This window comes from Kitasatospora sp. NPDC057015, from assembly GCF_042673745.1.
Classification (GTDB): Bacteria; Actinomycetota; Actinomycetes; order Streptomycetales; family Streptomycetaceae; genus Kitasatospora.
Genome location: NZ_JBHUSG010000002.1, coordinates 66,587 through 83,265, shown reverse-complemented (window position 1 = coordinate 83,265; position 16,679 = coordinate 66,587). Strand labels below are relative to the sequence as shown.

Below are 16,679 nucleotides of genomic sequence, written 5' to 3'. Positions count from 1 at the left end.
CCCCGCGGCCGAACTCCCATGACCGAACTGCCGCCGGCCCCATGGCCCGTCCGGCGGCAGGACGCGTCCCCAGCACGCCGAGCGCGGCCGCGATGGCGGCCGCGCTCGGGCTCGCACCCGCACCGAACCCCCACACCCGAGACAGGTGGTGCCCGTGACCGAGATAGCGGCCGGCAGGCCCGGCGGCGATCCCTCCCCGAGCCCGGCCGGCAGGCCGGCCACCGGCCAACTCCTCCACCCGGACGGCCGGATCGAACTCGACACCGCCGTGGCGCCCGCGCCCGACGGCTTCACCAACGACGACCTGCTGCCCGTGCCCGTCGCCGGGCGCACCTGGACCACCTACAACTTCCTGGCGCTCTGGGTCGGCATGGCCCACAACATCCCGTCCTGGACGCTGGCTTCGGGCCTGGTCGCGCTCGGCATGGACTGGAAACAGGCCGTCCTGACGATCGCGCTGGCGAACCTCGTCGTGCTGGTGCCGATGCTGCTCACCGGCCATGCGGGCACGAAGTACGGGATCCCCTTCCCGGTGTTCGCCCGCGCGTCCTTCGGGCTGCGCGGCGCCAACCTGCCGGCGCTGATCCGGGCCGCCGTCGCCTGCGCCTGGTTCGGCATCCAGACCTGGATCGGCGGCGAGGGCATCTTCCTGCTCGCCGGCAAGCTCATCGGCGACGACTGGCTCACCGCCGCGCACGTCGGCGGCCATCCGTGGACGCAGTGGCTGTCGTTCCTGATCTTCTGGGCCGTCGAGATGGCCGTCATCGCCCGCGGCATGGAGACGCTGCGCCGGTTCGAGAACTGGGCCGCGCCGTTCGTCATCGTCGGCGCTCTCGCACTGCTGGTGTGGATCTCGGTCAAGGCGGGCGGCTTCGGGCCGCTGCTGGACCAGCCCTCCAGGCTCGGCTGGGACGGCGACTTCTGGAAGGTCTTCTTCCCCGCCCTGATGGGCATGATCGGCTTCTGGTCGACGCTGTCGCTGAACATCCCCGACTTCACCCGCTTCGGCGGCTCCCAGAAGGCCCAGATCCGCGGCCAGGCCCTCGGCCTGCCCACCACCATGACCCTCTTCGCCCTGCTCTCGGTGCTCGTCACCTCCGGCTCGCAGGCCGTCTACGGCGAGCCGATCTGGGACCCGATCGCGCTCGCCGCCAAGATGGACAACACCGCCGGCATCCTCTTCGCCCTGTTCACCGTCCTGGTCGCCACCCTGTCGGTGAACATCGCCGCCAACGTGGTGAGCCCGGCCTACGACCTGGCCAACCTGCTGCCGAAGTGGGTCGACTTCCGTACCGGAGCGCTGATCACGGGCGTGGTCGGGATCGTCATCATGCCGTGGAAGCTGATCTCCGACCCGCACGTCTACATCTTCACCTGGCTCGGCGTCGTCGGCGGCCTGCTGGGCACCGTGGCCGGCATCCTCATCGCCGACTACTGGATCCTGCGCCGGACTTCGCTGGACCTCGCCGACCTCTACCGCCCGCACGGCGCCTACTGGTACGCGGGCGGCTGGAACTGGCGCGCCGTCACCGCCCTCGTCGTCGGCGGCCTGCTCGCCGTCGGCGGCTCCTACGGCGGCCCCTTCCCCGCCGACGGCCTGATCCCCATCCTCAAGCCGCTCGCCGACTACGGCTGGGCGGTGGGCGTCACCTCCTCCCTCGCCCTGTACCTCGTCCTCGGCGCGGGCACCCGCCGCGGCAGGGCATGAATCGGGGGCGGGGCCGCCGGTGGTCCGTCGGCCCCGCCCCCGGGTAAGTGCGGCGGCGACGGCGAGGTCCGGTCCGGGTCCACCCCCGGTCCGCTCGCTGCCGGCCCGCCGGCGCCGCACCGCCGCCGCACGCTTCGGGGAGGCGGACTACTGCGCCGGCCCGGCGGTACCGGCCCGCGCATGACGGTTGGCGGGGCGGGGGAGGCCGAGCAGTCCGCGCAGGCTGTCGGCCTCGTAGGCGGTGCGGAACGCCCCGCGCCGCTGGAGCTCCGGCACCAGGCCGCGGGTGATGGCGGTGAGGTCGTGCGGCAGCCCGCCCGGACGCAGCCGGAAGCCGTCCAGGCCGACCTCCCGCCACTCCAGCAGCAGGTCGGCCAACTCGCCCGGGGTGCCGGTGAAGACCGCCGCGTCCGAGCCGAACACGCTGTCGTCCAGCTCGTCCAAGCGGCGCTTGCGCCCGGCGGCCCGGCCCGGTTCGGCGTCCAGGAAGACCACCAGGTCGGCGAAGACCGCGATCCGGTCGTCGGCGGGCCGGTCGGACCGCTGTCGCGCCTGCCCGAACTCGCCGAGCCTGGTCACGGCGTCCGCGCGGGACTGCGGCGTGACGAACACGACGTCGGCCCCGTCGGCGGCCAGCTCGTACGGCGTGCTCGCGTGCGCGAGGACGGCCACCACCGGCCGGCCCTGCGGCGGGCGGGGTGTGATCGACGGGCCCCGGATGCTGAAGTGCCGCCCCTCGAAGTCGACGTGGTGCACCTTGGCGCGGTCGATGAACCGGCCCGTCGGGGCGTCCCGGATCTCCGCGTCGTCCTCCCAGCTGTCCCAGAGCAGGCGGACCACCTCCACCACCTCCCCCGCCTCGTCGAACAGTTCGCGCAGCCGGGCGGCGATCAGCTCCGAGTCGAGGACGTCCTCGTCGGTCAGCTGCGGGGTGGTGCGCCGGCCGAAGTGGGCCGCGTCGGCGGCGCGTGAGGTGATCTGCGGACGCCAGCCCGCCCGGCCCCGGCTCGCGTGGTCCAGCGAGGCGATGCCGGCGGCCAGGTGGAACGGCTCGGTGTGGGTGACGTTGGTGGTCGGGACCAGCCCGATGTGCGAGGTCAGCGGGGCCAGCGCGGCGGCCAGCAGGACGGCGTCCAGTCGGCCCCTGACGTGGTCGGTCCGGTCGTCCGGCAGGTGGAAGGCGGAGGTCTGCAGGCCCAGGGCGTCCTCGAAGGTGACGAAGTCGAGCAGGCCGCGTTCGGCCTCGGTGACCAGGTCGGCCCAGTACCGGGCGGTCAGGATCTCGGCGGGCCGGGCCCCCGGCTCCCGCCAGGCCGCGGGGTGCCAGCCGGTGCCGTCCAGCGCGACCGCGAGGTGGAGCCGCGTCACGATGCCTCCCTCTCGGTGCGTCCGGTCACGCCGTCACGGCCGGCCGCCGCGCCGCGGTGCGGTCGCAGACCGAGGTGGTCGCGGAGCGTGCCGCCGGTGTACTCGGTGCGGTGGACGCCCATCTCCTGGAGCAGCGGGACGACCTTGTCGACCAGGTCGTCCAGCCCGTCGGGCACCAGGTGCGGGGCGAAGATGAAGCCGTCGGCGGCGTCGCTCTGCACGAACTCGTTCATGGCGTCGGCCACTTGGCGCGGAGTCCCGACGAAGGTCGGCCGCGCGGAGACCTCGGTGACCAGGCCGCGGATGCTGAGCCCGCCGGCCTCCGCGATCCTCCGCCAGCGGCGGACGGTCTCCTCGCGCCCCTTGCGGAACTGCGAGTGCCCCTCGGTGACGCCGTCGGGCAGCGGGTCGATGTCCGGCAGCGGCCCGTCCGGGTCGTACCCCGAGAGGTCCCGGCCCCAGGCCGCCTCCAGCAGCATCAGCGCCGTCTGCGGGCCGACCTGGGCGCGGGCGATCTCGGCGGCGCGCTCGGCGGCCTCGGCGGCGGTGTCGCCCAGGACGTAGGAGACCGAGGGGATGATCTTCAAGTCCCCGGGGGCGCGACCGTACGCGGCGAGCCGCCGCTTGACGTCCCGGTAGAAGGCCCGGCCGCCGGCCGGGTCGCCGTGCCGGCTGAAGATGACGTCGGCGTCGGAGGCCGCGAACTCGCGGCCCTCGGGGGAGTCCCCGGCCTGGATGATCACCGGGTGGCCCTGCGGTCCGGGAGGCGTGCTGAACCGCCCGGCTATGTCGAAGTGCCGGCCCCGGTGCTCGAACCCGCCCGCCCCGGCACCGATGAACTCGCCGGAGGCCGCGTCCGTCCGGAAGTCGCCAGGCCGCCAGCTGTCCCAGAGCACCCGCGCCGCCTGCAGGAACTCGGCGGCCCGGGTGTAGCGGTCGGCCTCGTCGAGGAAGCCGCCGCGCCGGAAGTTCTCACCGGTGAAGGCGTCGTGGCTGGTCACCACGTTCCAGGCGGCCCGGCCCCCGCTCAGGTGGTCCAGGGTGGCCAGCCGCCGGGCCACCTCGTAGGGCTCGTTGAAGGTGGAGTTGACCGTCGCGGCCAGGCCGAGATGGGTGGTGACGGCGGAGAGCGCGCTCAGCACGGTGAGCGACTCGGGCCGGCCCACCACGTCGAGGTCGTGCACCTGCCCCTTGTGCTCGCGCAGCCGCAGGCCCTCGGAGAGGAAGAAGAAGTCGAACCTGCCGCGCTCGGCGGTACGGGCGAGCCGGGCGAACGAGTCGAAGGCGATCTGGCTGCCCGCGCGGGGGTCCGACCAGACCACGGTGTGCTGGACGCTGGGGAGTTGAGCGGCGAGATGGATCTGTTTCACGGGCACGGGAGTCTGTTTCACGGGCACGGCAGGCGGTCTCCTCGGGCAGCGGTCGGTGGACATCCGGTACGGGTCGGCGGCGGTCCGCTCGGAACGGCCCGGGGCCGCCTGCGCCGCCGCGCGGCGGTGGTCCGGGTGAGCGGGATCGACGTGGGTGGGGCGCCGATCGCCTGGATCGTCGCCGACTCGCCGCGCACCGGGTGCTCATGGCGGCCATGGTTGAACCCTCACACCTGTGTGAAGGTCAATCGGGTCGGATGTGAGGCCGGTCACAGCCCGAGGCCGGTCACAGCCCGAGGCCGGTCACAGCCCGAGGTCGGTCGCCGGCCGACCGTCTCCACGCGCCCACCCGAGGGCCACCGGCTGACGGCCGGTCGCGGGAGGCCGGCCACCGGCCCGGTTATTCGATGGATCCCCTCCGCGCGGACTCCTACAGTGACCGGGGCCCGCCCCCCGTCGTCCGGAGCCCGTCATGCGCGCGCAGTACCCCCGTACACCCCATCTGCCCTGGTCGCCGGGCGCGTCCTCGGACGACGTACGGGCCGGCGACCTCTCCGGCCTGCGCGGCCGGGAGGTGGTGGTCACCGAGAAGCTCGACGGGGAGAACACCACCCTGTACGCCGACGGCCTGCACGCGCGGTCCCTCGACTCCGGCCACCACCCCTCGCGGACCTGGGTCAAGGCCCTGCAGGGCCGGATCGGCCCGCGGATCGGCCCGGGCCGGCGGATCTGCGGGGAGAACATGTTCGCCCGCCACTCCATCCCCTACCGCGACCTGGAGAGCTGGTTCTACGGGTTCTCGGTCTGGGACGGCGGGCAGTGCCTCGACTGGGACACCACCGTCCGCCTCCTTCGCGCCCTGGGCGTACCGGCCCCGCCGGTCCTGTGGCGCGGCACCTTCGACGAACGGGCCCTGCGCGCCCTGCGCCCGGACCCGGCACGACAGGAGGGCTACGTCGTCCGGACGGTCGAGGGCTTCGACCGGGCGGAGTTCGCCCGGCGGGTCGCCAAGTGGGTGCGCCCCGGCCACGTACAGACCGACACGCACTGGATGCACGCCGCCGTGGTGGAGAACGGCCTCGGCCCGACCGCCCCGCTCTGGGCGGTGCGCTCCGGCGCCACCGCCGACACCCCGGGCCTGCTCACCGCGCTCGGCCTGACCGCCCACGACCCCGCACCCGCCGAGCCGGCCGTGGCCGACGCCTGCGCCCGGCTGGACGTGCTGGAGCGCTCGGGCGACGCCCGCCTCGCCGGCGTCCTCGCCGCCCTGCTGCACGACACCCACCGGGCCTCCCTGGCACCCCGGTTGGCTGCCCCGCTCGGGATGCCGCTGGCCCGCCGGGTCGCCGACCTGGTCGGACTCCACCCCGTGCTGCACCGCCCCTACCCGGAGGACGAGCGGCCCGGCGGCCTGGCCCGGCTCGCGCTCGCCGCCGACCTGGGCGTCCTGCACGCGGTCGCCGCCGCCGCCCTGGCCGGGCGTACGGACGCCGAGGCCGACGAGGCGGGCCGGCAGACCGCGTGGTCCGCGCTGCACGCCGAGGACGCCGGACTGGCCGGCGAGGCTCCGCTGGAGCCGCTGCGCACCGGCCTGCGCGAGGCCCTCGCCGACCTCGCCCCCGAGGCGGCCGACCGCTGCTGGGCGCAGGCCCGCGAGACCCACGCCCACGGGCGGACCGGCACGGTGGAGGAGGCGGTGGCGGCGAGCTGGCGCTGGCGCGACGGCGCGTTCCCCCGCCTGGTGCACCTGACCGGCCCCGCGGGCAGCGGCAAGAGCGGGTTCGCCGCCCGCCTGGCCGGCGTCGACACCCGGATCTCCCTCGACGACCTCCGCAGCGCCCGCGGCTCCCGGGCGGACCAGCGGGCCAACGGCGACGTCCTGCGCGAGGGCCTGGACCGGCTCGACGCCGCGCTGACCCCCGGCCGGACGGTGGTCTGGGACGCCACCTCCCTCAACCAGCACCAGCGCTCCCTGGTGCACCGGGTCGCCCACCGCCGCGGCGCCCTGCTCACGCACGCGGTCATGGTGGTCGGCGCGGAGGAACTGACCCGCCGCAACGCCGTCCGGCCGCACCCCGTGCCGGCCGAGGTGCTCACCGGACAGCTCCACCGCTACAGCCCGCCCTACCCCGGCCAGGCGCACCGCACCTGGTACGTCGGCGCCGGCGGCACCGTCGAGGACGTCGACGGCGTCCTGCGGGCCGGGGAGGTCTGATGCGCACCAGCGAGCAGCTCTACCACCAGGTGTGCTGGGACGCCCGGTTCGACCCCGCCCGGTTCGTGCTCGGCGTCAGCCGGCGCGACGCCGCGCCGAAGCGGGTGCCACTGCCCGCCTTCGTGCCCGGCGGCGACATCCCCTGGCACCGGGTCCTGTTCGTCGAGGCGGACGGCGAGACGGTCTGGGACCGCGCCACCGGCCTGGACGTCCTCGACGGCACCACCGCCGGCCGGGCCGGGCGCCCGCGCCGCCTGCGGGCACCGTTCTTCCTCACCCGGACACCGCAGGTCTGGGACGACGCCCGCGGCTGGCACCCCCCGGACGGCGCCGCTCCGCCCGTCCCGCCGCCCGTCCCGCCCGGCCGGGCCGGGCTGCGCCTGCTCAGTTGGAACACCCTCTGGGACCGCTACGACGCCGACCGGATCGACACCGCCCGCCGCCGCCCGCTGCTGCTCGCGGCCCTGGAGGCGGCGGACGCCGACGTGATCGCCCTCCAGGAGGTCGAGGCGCCCTTGCTCGCCCGGCTGGCCGAGGCCCGCTGGGTCCGGGCCGGCTACACCCTGGGCACCGATCCGGCCGCCGGAGACGTCGAGGACAGCGGCCTGCTGCTGCTCAGCCGACTCCCCGTCCTGGAGGCCGGCTTCCACCGGCTCGGCCCGCACAAGGCCGTCGCCGCCGTCACCGTCCAGACGGCCACCGGCCCGCTGGTGGTGGCCGCCACCCACCTGACCAGCGACCACACCGAGAACGGCCCGGCCCGGCGGCGGACCGAACTGGCCCGGCTCGCCGAGGGGCTGGCCCAGGTGGAGGGCGACCTGGCCCTGCTGGGCGACTTCAACGACGGCTCCGACGGCCCGGACGGCCCCGCCGCCGTGCTCGGACTGCGCGACGCCTGGACGGACGTCCACGGACCCGACGACCGGACCCCCACCTTCGATCCGGCCGCCAACCCGCTCGCCGCGGTCTCCTCGCTGTCCGGCCGGGCCTCCCGACTGGACCGGATCCTGCTGCGCACGGGCCGGCCGCAGCCGGTCGCGGCGGCCCTGCGCGGCAACTCGCCCACGCCGGACGGGCTCTACGCCTCCGACCACTACGGCGTCGAGGTGGACCTCGACCTGGCCCCCGCCGGGGAGTCCCGCGCCGAGGGCGTCCGGGGCGAGACGCTCGACCTCCCGCCGACCGCCCACACCGCGGTGGCCTGGCTCCCGCCGGCGGACCTGTGGCCGGCGCTCCAGGAGATCCGCCAGGCCCACGACCCGCAGATCGACCGGTGGCCGCCGCACGTCAACCTGCTCTTCGGGTTCGTACCGGAGTCCGCCTTCGAGCGCGCCGCGCCGCTGCTCACCGCCGCCCTGGCCGACATCCCGCCGTTCACCGCCGTCCTGGACGGGATCCGCAGCTTCCCGCACCGCGAGGACGGCACGGTCTGGCTCGACCCGGCCGCCGCCGGCGCCGCGCCCTGGGCGGAGCTGCGGCGGGCCCTGGAACGCCGGTTCCCGAGCTGCGGGGGCCGCGCGGCCGGCTTCACCCCGCACCTGACCCTGGGCCGGGCCCGTGATGCCGAGGCGCTCGCCGCCCGCTGCGCGGCCCGGCTCGGCGCCGCGCCGGCCCCGGTCGGGGAGCTCGTCCTGCTCTCCCGCCGGGGCGAGGAGCCGATGCGCCCGCGGGCGACCGTCGCGCTGGGCACCGGCGAACTGCGCTGGCTGCACGAGGAGGGCCCGCCCGCGCCGGTCATCTCCCCGCGGGCCCCGGCGGGTTCAGCCCCTGAGGATCGGGCCTGGGAAGTGAGGGCCCGGGACGACGGGGCCGGGGACGACGGGGCCCGGGAGGTCGTACGGCGGCTCGCCGAGGCGCTGGACGAGGGCGTCGTCGAGCTCGTCGGCTCGCGCCGGACGGGCTGCGCGCTCCCGGACGCCGATCTGGACCTGGTGGCCGCGCTGCCGGGCGCCGCCGATCCGGCCGAGGTACGGCGGCGGGTCGCCGCCGCGCTGCCCGGCGCGAACCGGCTGCGGGCCGTGACCGGCGCGCGGGTGCCCGGACTGCGGTTCCGCGTCGGCCGGTTGGACGTCGACCTGGTCGTGGTGGCCACCGGCGCCCTGGCCCCGGCCGAGGCGGTCGCCCGCCGCACCGAGCTGGGGGAGCCGGCCGCGATCGCACTGAGCGCGGTCTCCGACGCCGAGGCCCTGCTGGCCGAACTCGGCGCCGACCGGCCGCGGTTCGCCCGGCTGGCCGGGCAGGTCAAGGGCTGGGCGAAGGCGCGCGGCCTCGACTCGGCCGCCCACGGGACGCTGCCGGGCCTCGCCTGGTCCGTCCTCGCGGCCCGGACGGTACGCGAGGCCGGGCCCCTCGCCGAGGACGCGCTGCTACGGGAGTTCTTCGGTGCCTGGGCCGCCTGGGACTGGCGTGAGCCGGTCGGCCCGCCGGGCCTCACCGGGCGGACGACCGACCCGGTGTCGGTGTTCACGCCGACGGCCCCGGTCCGCAGCTGCACCCGGCAGGTCGGACACGGCACCCGGGACCTGCTGACCCAGGAGCTCTACCGGGCCTGGGAGATCCTCGAATCGGCCGCGGCCACCGGCACCGACCCCCGGCCCGCGCTGCTGGCGCCACCGCCCCTGCACCGCAGGCACACGGCCTGGGCGGTGCTGACCGTGCGCCCGGACGGGGCCGAGGAGTTCGAGACGCTGCTGGGCCGGTGCCGCGGCCGGGTGCGGGCGCTGCTCGCCGCGCTGGAGGAGGCCGGGGCTGCGGACGCGCACGCCTGGCCGCGTCCGTTCGAGAGCGGTCCGGCCGCCGTCCGGTACGCGATCGGCCTGGGCCGCACCCCGCCGGACGCCGCCCGGTTCGCCGCGATCGCCGAACGGTGGGGCCGGGGCCTGCCGGGCGTCGTCCTCGAACTGCGGGCGGGCGGCGAGGTCCCGACCTTGTGTTGACCCGGCCCCGGCCCACCGGGCCCCGTGCCTGTCGGCTCCGGCCCACTCGGCCCCGTGCCGGCTCCACCCGGCTGGGCCGGGGCCCGACTGGCTTGGGGCGGTCAGGACTTGCGGGCCACCGCGCCGTACATGCTCACCCGGTCCGAACCCTCGGCGGGCTCCTCCTCCGGCCGCCAGAGCGGGACGGTCACCACACCCGGCTCCAGCAGCTCCAGCCCGTCGAAGAACTGCCGGACCTCCTCGCGCGAGCGGCCCACCAGCGGCGCCGTCGCCTTGGTGTAGACGCCCGTGACCCGGTCGCGGACCTCCGGCGGCAGGAAGTCGGCGGTGCCGTGCGACAGCACCAGGTAGCTGCCCGGAGCCAGCGCCGCCAGCAGCTCCTCGACGATCGCGAACGGCTTGTCCTCCGCCGGCAGGAAGTGCAGGACCGCGGCGAGCACCAGCGCCACCGGCCGGTCGAAGTCCAGGAGTTCGCGCACCTGCGCGGCCGCCAGGATCCCGGCCGGGTCGCGCAGGTCGGCCTGCAGGACGTCGGTGCGGCCCCGGCCCATGCCCGCCATCAGGGCGCGGGCGTGGGTCAGCACGATCGGGTCGTTGTCGACGTACACCACCCGTGCCTGCGGGTCGACCTGTTGGGCGATCTCGTGGGTGTTGCCGGCGGTCGGGATACCGGTGCCGATGTCCAGGAACTGGTCCACGCCCTGCTGCGCGACGAAGCGCACCGCCCGCTGCAGGAATCCGCGGTTGGCCCGCGCGGTCGACCTGAACTCCGGGTTCGCCGCCAGCGCGCGCTCCGCGGCCTCGCGGTCGGCGGGGAAGTTGTCCTTCCCGCCGAGGTAGTAGTCGTACATCCGGGCGGGGTGGGGCACTTCGGGCCGCAGGTCCGCGGAGGGCGCGCCCTCCGGTTGCCGGACGCTGTTCTGCTCCAGGCTCTGCTCCACCACGACGACCTCCGCCTTCATCGGCTGCTCCGCGCAGGGCCGTTGCCCGGCCCGGCGGTGATCTTTCCGTGCACAGCCTAGGCGTTCGAACGGCCGTCCGGTGGCCCGATGCCGGAGTCCCTGGCCACCGGTGCCGGCCGACCGCCGCCGTACCGGTGCCGTTCACTGCCCGCCGGCTGCCGTACCGGTGCCGTTCACAGCCCGGCCGCTGCTCTGCGGCCGGTGCCGCCGCGTTGCAACCGGGCGGACCGGGGCCGCGTCCTACCGGGCAGGCCGGCCCGACGGGTCGAGCAGCGGAGGGCAGGTATGGGGTCATGAGCTTTGTCGCATGGATCGTTCTGGGGCTGGTGGCCGGGGCCGTCGCCAAGTTCCTGCTGCCGGGCCGCGACCCGGGCGGCCTGGTCGTCACCACGCTCATCGGCGTCGCCGGCTCCTTCGTCGGCGGCTGGATATCCGCCAAGGTCTTCGACCGGCCGGTCAGCGCCCAGTTCTTCGACCTGACGACCTGGGGCGCGGCGATCGGCGGTGCTCTGGTGCTGCTGATCCTCTACCGCATCTTCTTCGGCAACTCCCGCAGCTGAGCCGGGCGGAGGCCCACCTGCCCACCGGCCCGCCTGTCCGCGGGCGGGCCGGCGGGCCGGCGGGTCACCGCTGTACGAGCCCGCACCGGCGCCCGTTCCGACGAGGTCGGGTGGACGAGTCGGGCGGACCGGGTCGGGCGGACGCGTCGCGCGGACCGGGTCAGGCCGGGGTGGTGACCCAGCCGGGCAGGTCCTCGCGGGCCGCCAGCCAGGCCGCCGGCACTTCGCCGAGACCCGTCCGGGCGGCCACCACACCGGCCGCGACGGCGCAGGTGGTGTCCATGTCGCCCCAGCCGCCGAGCGTGTGCCAGATCGTCTCGGGCAGCGAGTCCCACCGGCTCGCGGCCGACCACAGGGCGAAGGGCACGGTGTCCTGGGCCGAGATCTGGAGGCCCGAGCCGAGCACCACGGCGGCGTGCCGGACGGACGTCCCGTCCGGGAGGCGGGCCGCCACCCGCAGGCCGGAGCGCACGTCGCTCTCCGGCAGCAGCGCGGCGACCCGGGTGAGCAGTTCGGCCCGGCCGGGCGCGGCCCGGCCCCGACTGCGGACCGCTAGCGCCGCCGCCAGCGCGACCGCCACCGATCCGGCCACCGCCTCGGGGTGGAAGTGCGTGGTGAGCGCCTGCCGTTCGGCCTGTTCGGCCACCACGTCCAGGTCGTCGGCGAACCAGGCGCCGAGCGGCGCGACCCGCATCGCCGCGCCGTTCCCGTGCGATCCCTGGCCGCCGAACATCCCCGAGGTGACCGTCCGCCAGTCGGCGCCTTCCTGGACCGCCCGCAGCACCTGATGCATCGACGGTCCGTACTTGCGCCCGTACTCCGCGGTGTACTCCGCCGCGAAGGCGCGCGCCAACTGGTCCTGTCGCACCTCGCCGAAACGGACCAGGTGCCGCACCAGCACCAGCGCCATGGCGGTGTCGTCCGTCCAGTGCCACGGCGCCCTGCGGGTCACCCGGGCGGCCAGCCCTGCGGCGGCCTCGTCGGCCGGGACGGAGAACCACCGGTCGCCGAAGGCGTCGCCGAGGGCGAGGCCCTGCAGGCTGTCGAGAACCGGGGCGCGCGGGTGCATGGTGTCCTCCTGGTGGGACCGACCGGGTGTGCGGGTCAGTCTGACCGCCGAGGCGTGTCACCGGCGAGGGCTTTTGTCCGGAGCCGGGGTCGGAGCCCGGTCTCACCGTCGCCCGCCGGGCGTCGCCCCCCGAGGACGCTCAGTGCGCGCGCAGGCCGTTGAGCAGCAGCGACCAGAGCGCCTCGAAGTCGTCCTCGGCCTTCGGGTCGGACCATCCGGCGGCGTGCGCCGGGTCGTGGAACTTCGAGGTCGCGTGGAACACGGCGCGGGCCGCCGTCCCGACGTGGGTGGGGGTGAACGCCCCCTGGTGGATGCCGTCCTGGAGGATCGAGGCGATCTGGCCGACGAGCGTCTCGATGTGCGCCTCGACGGTGCTGCTGGCCTCGCCGACCAGCGTCATGTAGGTGGCGAACAGCTCGGGATCGTCCAGGGCCTTCTTCCGCTTCGCGGCGAACAGCGTCGCCAGCCAGCGGTGCAGCCGCTCGACGGCCGCGCCGCGCTCGACGGTGATGGTGGCCAGCCGGTCGTGCGCCTGGTCCAGCCAGCGCTGGGTCACGGACTCGCGCAGTGCCGCCTTGCTGGGGAAGTGCCGGTACACGCTGCCGTGGCTGACGCCCAGCGCGCGGGCGATGTCCACCACCGTGGCCTTGGCCGGGCCGTACCGCCGGAGGACGTCCTCCGCCGCGCTCAGGATCTGCTCGGGAGTGAGTGCGTTGTCCGTGGTCACGGGGAGGTACGTCCTTACGGGGTGATACGGCATGCCGCGCCGGGCCGGTACCGGCGGCTGCCGGCGGTGGTCGTCACTGCTCGCTGTCGAGGTCGGCCATCTGAGCCGCAGCGTACCTGTCCCCGGCCGCCGAGCCGGCCGGGACGGCGGCTTCGACGGCCGCCAGCTCGGCGGGGCTGAGCACGACGTCGAGCGAGCCGAGCGCCTCGGCCAGCCGGTCCCGGCGACGGGCGCCGACCAGCGGGACCACGTCCTCGCCGCGCGAGGCGACCCAGGCGATCGCCACCTGGGCGACGCTGACGCCCTTGGCCTCCGCGATCTCGCGCAGCGCGCCGACCAGGCGCAGGTTGTGGGTGAGGTTGTCGCCCTGGAAACGCGGGCTGTGGCCGCGGAAGTCCGTGCCGGGCAGGTCGCGGGTGTCCTTCCAGTGACCGCTCAGCAGGCCCCGGGAGAGCACGCCGTAGGCGGTGACGCCGATGCCGAGCTCGCGCGCGGCGGGCAGGATCTCGGCCTCGATCGAGCGCGACAGCAGGGAGTACTCGATCTGCAGGTCGCTGACGGGGTGGACGGCGGCGGCCCGGCGCAGGGTGTCGGCACCGACCTCGGACAGGCCGATGTGCCGCACGTAGCCGGCCTGCACCAGCTCGGCGATCGCACCGACGGTCTCCTCCACCGGCACGCGCGGGTCCAGGCGGGCGGGGCGGTAGACGTCGACGTGGTCGGTGCGCAGGCGGCGCAGGGTGTACGCGAGCGAGGTCTTCACGGCGGCGGGGCCGGCGTCGTACCCGAGCCAGCTGCCGTCCGGGCCGCGCTGGGCGCCGAACTTCACGCTGATCTGCACGGCGTCGCGGTCGCGTCCGCGGAGGGCCTCGTGGATGAGGAGCTCGTTGTGGCCCATGCCGTAGAAGTCGCCGGTGTCGAGGAGGGTGACGCCGGCGTCGAGGGCGGCGCGGACGGTGGCGATGCCCTCGGCCTCGTCCGCCGGGCCGTACAGGTCGGACATGCCCATGCAGCCGAGGCCGAGGGCGGAGGTGGTGGGGCCGGTGGTGCCGAGGGTGCGGGTGGGGACCGTGGTGCGGGCGTGAGCGGGGGTGGCGGAGGGGGCGGAGGAGGTCATGGCAAGTCCCTGCGGTGGGGCGGAGTGGCTGGCAGCTGCCCGGGGCGGGCGATGTCAACTATGGCATGTCGGATGACAGATTTCAATATCTGTCATCCGACATTCGTCATCGCGTACCTGTCATCACGTACCTGTCATTGGCCGTCTGTCATCGCCCGTCGCCCGTCGCCCGTCGGAAATCTGCAATCGCCCATCAGCGATCGCTCATCGGTGATCGGAAATCGGCCATCCACTGCCCCTCCCCGGCGCCCGACCCCGACCGTGCACCGGGCCGCGACCCTGCCGTCCCGTCGGTCGTCCACCCGGCTCGGGCCCGCGGGCGCCGGCGCCGCGTACCCGGGTCCGCGGCGTCCGGGCCCGGCCGGACGTGCCCGGACGCCTCGGGTGCCGCTCTTCGCGCTCGCCCGGGGGCCGACCCGCTCCGGGTCCACAACTCCCGTGACGGAAACCGCCGGTTCGGGGGTGCGCCTGGTACCGGACGCTGACCTCGTGTCACCCATCCGGCGTGGATCGGGCGTGCCCGGGCCGTTTGCGCTGCCGATCCGGGGCGCGAGGTCCATGGTGGAGGTGGGCGCGATCAGGCGACCGCGCTCGCGCGTCGATCCAGGCCCGCGCGCCGTGCGCCCTCCGCCGACCGTCCGGCGGGCGTCCGAGGCTGGGTCCGGAACCGGCGTGCTGGGAGCAGGGCCACCTCGCAGGAAGCCGAACGGTTCTTCTAGGCTCACGTCTCGGCTACCCCTGCGGCGGTACCGCCACTGCGCCGCCGCACCGAAGCCGCCGTCCACGGGGGCACCGGATCGGACCGGGGTCACCGGATCGAGCGAGGAGGACGCAATGTTGCCAGGCATGCCGCCCAGCCGTTCCACCACACCCGGGTCGTTCGGGCCCCACGGTTCGCCCCGACCACCGGCCGCCCTGCTCCGCCTCCGTTGTAAGGCCCCCGGGCAGGACGTCCGACCGGGTGCGAGTGCGCCGGTCCGGCCGTCGAGTACCGGCGGCGGTCGGGGAGGCGTCCGTTGAGCCCGCACGCGGTCAGGCCGCCCGACGTCCCGGTAGCACCCTCCGTCGCCCTCGCCGTCGTCTCGCCGTCGGTCGTGCCCGCGGTGAGCCCGGCCCCGGCCGCTCCGGCCGCCCCGCCGGCCCTCCCGCTCGCTCCGGGGGCGCCCACCGCCCCGGCCAGGTCGATCGCCGCCGCTCCGGCGAGGTCGGCCGCAGCCGTGACGGGGGCGCCGGTCACCCCCGTCGGTCCGTCCGCACCGGTCAGGTCTTCGGGGGCCGCGGCTCCCGCGTCCTCGTTCCAGACCGCCACGGGGGAGGCGGACGGCCGGGCGGGTGCGACCGCCGCGCTCCCCGGTCTGCCGCGGGCGCTCAGCTCCCGGGCCCGGACGCTCGCGGGAGCCGTCCGTCGGCGCTGCGCCGACCTGGCCCGGATGGAGTCCCCCAGCGGTGACGCGCCGCGGCTGGACGCGTTGGCCGAGGAACTGGTGGCGGGCTTCGAGGCCACCGGCGCCGTGGCGCGCCGCGAACCCGGTCCGGCCGGTGACCACCTGGTGCTGGAGTGGGCGGGGGAGGACGACAGCCTGTCGCACCTCCTGGTGGTCGGCCACCACGACACCGTCTGGCCGGTCGGGACCCTCGCGGACTGGCCGGTCACCGAGCAGGACGGGCTGCTCAGCGGCCCGGGCGTGCTCGACATGAAGGCCGGGCTCGCCCTGCTGGAGGGCGCCTTCGCGTTGCTGGCGGACCTCGGCCAGCGTCCGCACCGCCCGGTGCGGCTGGTGGTGGTCGCCGACGAGGAGGTCGGCAGTCCGGACGGCAGGCGGCTGGTGGAACGCCAACTCCCCGGAGCGGCAGCCGTGCTGGGGCTGGAGCCGCCGCACCCGGACGGCCGGCTGAAGACCGCCCGGCGGGGCAGTTCCCGGGTGCGGCTGACCGTCACCGGGCGCGAGGCGCACGCCGGCCTCAACGCGGCGGAGGGCACCTCCGCGGTGGACGAGCTGGTCGACCAGCTGGTCGCGGTCCGGGGGCTGGCCTGCCAGCCGGGTACCGAGCTCAACACCGGCCGGATCAGCGGCGGGACGCGGGCGAACGTGGTCGCCGGTCGCGCGGAGGCCGAGTTGGGACTGCGCTTCGCGACCCCGGAGGCCCAACGCCGTACGCTCGACCAGCTCGCCCAGCTGACCGCGCTGCGTCCGGGTGCGCGGGTGCGGACCGAGGTGCTCTCCAGCCGGCCGGCCTGGCCCGAGCGGTTGGGCAATCCGCTGCTGCGGCACGTCCGTTCGCTGGCCGCCGCGCTCGGTCAGCAGCTCGACGGCGCGCCGGCCGGGGGCGCGGGCGACACCAACCTCGCCGGTGCGCGCGGTCTGCCGACCCTGGACGGCCTCGGTGCGGTCGGCGCCGGTCCGCACGCCCGGCACGAGCACATCCGGGTGGACCAGCTGGCGCCGCGGATCGCCCTGCTGGCCGCGATGCTGGCCGTCCCGCTGCCCCGGCTGCGGGAGCGGCCCAAGCCGTAGGCCCCGGGGGTGGGGCCCCCCGCCGGGCGCCGGGCCCCCCCCCGGCGGGGGCCCCCCCCCGGCGCCCCAACCCCGCCGGGGCCCCCCCCGACCCCCCCCCCCCCCCCCCGGCCCCCCGCCCCCCGCCGCGG

11 protein-coding genes are annotated in these 16,679 nt (G+C 75.9%); 5 read left to right on the top strand and 6 right to left on the bottom strand.

From position 1 onward, the window contains the following. The first annotated feature begins 154 nt into the window (after nt 1–154). A complete protein-coding gene (locus tag ACFTWP_RS02295) occupies nt 155–1,708 on the top strand; it encodes an NCS1 family nucleobase:cation symporter-1 (protein WP_380261749.1) in 1,554 nt (517 codons plus the stop codon). Between the two features lie 147 nt (nt 1,709–1,855). Here the strand turns inward: ACFTWP_RS02295 and ACFTWP_RS02290 are convergent, their stop codons facing one another. Beyond that, a complete protein-coding gene (locus ACFTWP_RS02290; protein WP_380261747.1) occupies nt 1,856–3,076 on the bottom strand; it encodes an LLM class flavin-dependent oxidoreductase in 1,221 nt (406 codons plus the stop codon). Next, complete coding sequence (locus tag ACFTWP_RS02285) at nt 3,073–4,509, bottom strand: NtaA/DmoA family FMN-dependent monooxygenase (RefSeq protein WP_380261745.1); 1,437 nt, start codon at nt 4,507–4,509, stop codon at nt 3,073–3,075. The genes ACFTWP_RS02290 and ACFTWP_RS02285 overlap by 4 nt, the downstream gene beginning before the upstream one ends. A 409-nt stretch (nt 4,510–4,918) precedes the next feature. Between ACFTWP_RS02285 and ACFTWP_RS02280 the strand changes: the two genes are divergently transcribed. Both ACFTWP_RS02280 and ACFTWP_RS02275 read left to right on the top strand, forming a co-directional pair. After that, nucleotides 4,919–6,661 carry an RNA ligase family protein gene (locus ACFTWP_RS02280; RefSeq protein WP_380261743.1) on the top strand — a complete coding sequence of 581 codons (1,743 nt, stop codon included), beginning with the start codon at nt 4,919–4,921 and terminating at the stop codon, nt 6,659–6,661. Further along, complete coding sequence (locus tag ACFTWP_RS02275) at nt 6,661–9,597, top strand: poly(A) polymerase (protein WP_380261741.1); 2,937 nt, start codon at nt 6,661–6,663, stop codon at nt 9,595–9,597. The genes ACFTWP_RS02280 and ACFTWP_RS02275 overlap by 1 nt, the downstream gene beginning before the upstream one ends. A gap of 101 nt (nt 9,598–9,698) precedes the next feature. Here ACFTWP_RS02275 and ACFTWP_RS02270 read toward each other — a convergent pair whose 3' ends face one another. Then, complete coding sequence (locus ACFTWP_RS02270) at nt 9,699–10,559, bottom strand: SAM-dependent methyltransferase (protein WP_380261739.1); 861 nt, start codon at nt 10,557–10,559, stop codon at nt 9,699–9,701. A gap of 293 nt (nt 10,560–10,852) precedes the next feature. Between ACFTWP_RS02270 and ACFTWP_RS02265 the strand changes: the two genes are divergently transcribed. After that, entirely contained in the window at nt 10,853–11,119 is a 267-nt protein-coding gene (locus ACFTWP_RS02265) for a GlsB/YeaQ/YmgE family stress response membrane protein (RefSeq protein WP_380261737.1), read from the top strand. Between the two features lie 160 nt (nt 11,120–11,279). On the opposite strand, the gene ACFTWP_RS02260 is transcribed toward ACFTWP_RS02265, so the two are convergent. The 3 genes from ACFTWP_RS02260 to ACFTWP_RS02250 form a co-directional block, all read right to left on the bottom strand. After that, nucleotides 11,280–12,188 carry an ADP-ribosylglycohydrolase family protein gene (locus tag ACFTWP_RS02260; RefSeq protein WP_380261735.1) on the bottom strand — a complete coding sequence of 303 codons (909 nt, stop codon included), beginning with the start codon at nt 12,186–12,188 and terminating at the stop codon, nt 11,280–11,282. A gap of 139 nt (nt 12,189–12,327) precedes the next feature. Then, on the bottom strand, nt 12,328–12,915 hold the full coding sequence (locus ACFTWP_RS02255; protein WP_380261733.1) for a TetR family transcriptional regulator: 588 nt from the start codon (nt 12,913–12,915) through the stop codon (nt 12,328–12,330). Between the two features lie 73 nt (nt 12,916–12,988). Further along, nucleotides 12,989–14,032: an aldo/keto reductase gene (locus ACFTWP_RS02250; RefSeq protein WP_380261731.1), complete on the bottom strand. Its 1,044-nt coding sequence runs from the start codon at nt 14,030–14,032 to the stop codon at nt 12,989–12,991. A 1,016-nt stretch (nt 14,033–15,048) separates the two neighbouring features. Between ACFTWP_RS02250 and ACFTWP_RS02245 the strand changes: the two genes are divergently transcribed. Then, the gene (locus ACFTWP_RS02245; RefSeq protein WP_380261729.1) at nt 15,049–16,548 is read left to right on the top strand and encodes a M20 family metallopeptidase; all 1,500 of its coding nucleotides are present in this window, start codon (nt 15,049–15,051) and stop codon (nt 16,546–16,548) included. Nucleotides 16,549–16,679 lie beyond the last annotated feature (131 nt).